The organism is Solemya elarraichensis gill symbiont, from assembly GCF_002021095.1.
Lineage (GTDB): Bacteria > Pseudomonadota > Gammaproteobacteria > Chromatiales > Chromatiaceae.
In genome coordinates this window covers 1-2646 of record NZ_MPRK01000236.1, presented here as the reverse complement: position 1 = coordinate 2646, position 2646 = coordinate 1, and the positions used below count along the sequence as shown (strand labels likewise).

Here is a 2646-nt window from a genome sequence, read left to right as displayed (position 1 = left end):
TTTTCCTTGGGCGCTGGCGCACGTCAGAAAAACAGTCTCGCCTAGTGGCTACCGGGGACTACGCGCCTTCGATTCTCTCTCCTTGGCGCGCAGCGAATGAAGATTGGCTTAACATCCGCTTTTGGCTGCAACTTCAACCGGTCGACGCAACACATGTATTAAATCGTTATGACGCTCAACCAAGGTGGCAATGTGGCTGTTGTTTGACCCCGAAATTCAATCACCTTCCCAGTGACCCGGAACGGCACGATCCTCGACCGAAGCGGAAGTTCACGGATGGAGACCGCATTGGTGATCTTTCCCAGTCCTTCACTTTTCATTCTGTGCTGCTTGGCGCGGCGTATTGCACGCTGAGTTCTAAGGTACTGTTACAACTCCTTTTTTAGCGGGCCTCTAGTCAGCTTTTAGTTTTGCAATGAGTCGTTGTGCAACAGCATGCCCAGGGTCAGTCGCAAGCAGCTCACGCAGTATCTTCTCTGCAGTGGTGGTTTCTCCGACATCCACGAGTAATTGAGCAAGCAATATACGAATACCAGTATCGGATGGGCGCAACCTGGCTGCCTGAAAGACAAAACTTACAGCCTCATCCTGCCACTGTAAACGCATGAGCACCTTTGCCATTCCTATAAGAGCCCTGGGATATTTCGACTGCTGGTTCAGAACCCTGCGGAAGCATGCCTCGGCCTTCTGAAGTGAGTCATGTTTGGAATGTAACTCACCCAGCAACAACTGTGCATGAGTATCTGCAGGGGTAATACGTTCTGCCTCGGCAATCACGGCACGGAATAATTTTATGCGTTTCAACTGCTTCAGTATATCCGCCAATAGAACAAGCCCCGGCAAAGGAACCACTTCCCGGGCAACAGCTTGGCGCAACATCACAAGCCCGGCGCGAGGCCGACCCAGTTGCAGCAATGCCAGTCCAAAATTCCGGCAAACCCAGTAAGGTTGATCCTCTGTTTTCTTGAGGGCAGACTGGTATTCAATAATCTCCTGCTTCAGGTTGCCAGCTATGGCTGCAATACGGGCATTTTCGGTGTCTTTCAGGGCATTTTGATATGCCTGGTCATTTTCTATAGTCTCGGCAGAATATCCGGATCGATCTGCACTCGCCTCAGCTAAGCGTTGCTTGAGGAGCCCAGACCAATGAGCAATATGTTTCTCGCTCATCATGGAAAAATGGTCACCGGGTACAAGGTGTCTTGTGACTTTTCCCTGGACCAGATCGCCCCAACCAACAAGAGGATCAGCAAAAGCTTCCGGCATAACACCATCCTCTGCCAGAAATAGATCCACTTTACCCTTGTAGGGCCGCGGGACAGATTTACCGAGTAACCAGCGGGACCGGTCATACACATTATTCGATTCAGGTGGATGATGAATTATTCCATAGCGACTTTTGAATAAATCAGCTTCATCATCGATCAGCGCGAGGAAGACAACCTGTTCTCCTGCCTCAGTAAGCTGCCGTGCAATCTCGTAGGCAAGATGGGCTCGAAAAGAGTGTCCTGCCAGCGCATAGGGCCCTGATAGTGGGTCACGAATGGCTATCACATATTGCCTGGCATGCTCCTCCATGCTGTAGGCTGCAATATCTGGCATGTTTTGCCGCCACTGACAGGCATATACTCCAATATCTCTTCCAAGAAATTTTGCAAACGTATGAGCGTAAAACGCATATCCCATCGGCGCATGCGTAAATATTAAAGACACCCCGGAAACCGGCTCCTGTATCTGCACGAGAATCTCTTCTCTGCCGGAGTCGTGCTCATCGATCAGGCGTGACAGCGCGGCGACACTGCCATTTGCAATCAGATCTGCTGGTGACATCAATAGACCGAACTGGTCTTCAATACGAGTCAGCAGGCATACCGCCTGGAGAGAGTTACCCCCAAGGTCCATGAAGCCGGTTTCAAGATCCAGGTATCCTGAATCAAGGTCTCCAGGCTGAATCTCAAGCAACTCGGTAAACAGTGCAGCCAGTTGAGTCTCCGTGGGACTGGCTGGAGCAAAGCGACCAGGCAATACAGCGTATTCTGATGTGGTATCAGGATCAGGAATTGGATTGTTAAATTGTTTCGCCAATTCCCTGCGTGAAATCTTACCTGTTTGACTACCGCCAATCTCATCAACAAAACGTATCTGCTCCGGCACCATATAGTCAGGCAAGTGCCGTGCACAATGTACACGGAGCTCAGTCTCATCACCTTCGACATCAGGACTGAGAACGACCAGCGCAACCACTCGCTCTCCGAGCAGTGCATCGGGCACACCAAGCACAACGCTCTGAACCACAAGAGGTGATGATGCCAGAACATTTTCCACCGCTTGCGGAACAACTTTTTCACCACCACGATTGATGCGCTCGTCACTACGGCCGGTTAAGTGCAACAGCCCGTGGTTATCCAGAAATCCTTGATCGCCAGTAAGGTACCAGCCTGTTGCATCAGTATTCGTCTTTCCACCGATTACCGGGTTGAACAACCCACCGCGTACGGCGATCTCTCCTACTTGTCCAGTGGGAAGCATATCGCCATTTTCATCTCGAATCTCCACCTGCCAGTCGTCCAGGAGAGAACCAATCGCTCCATCAGCTTGTGCCTGCTGCCCGGGCTGTGTTGCAGCCAGCATGGGTGCGACTTCACT

1 protein-coding gene is annotated in these 2646 nt (G+C 51.2%); it reads right to left on the bottom strand.

Annotated features, from left to right (window positions below):
* Positions 1-393: 393 nt before the first annotated feature.
* A partial coding sequence (locus BOW51_RS09570) for a thioesterase domain-containing protein (protein WP_135568220.1) occupies positions 394-2646 on the bottom strand: 2253 nt, incomplete at its 5' end.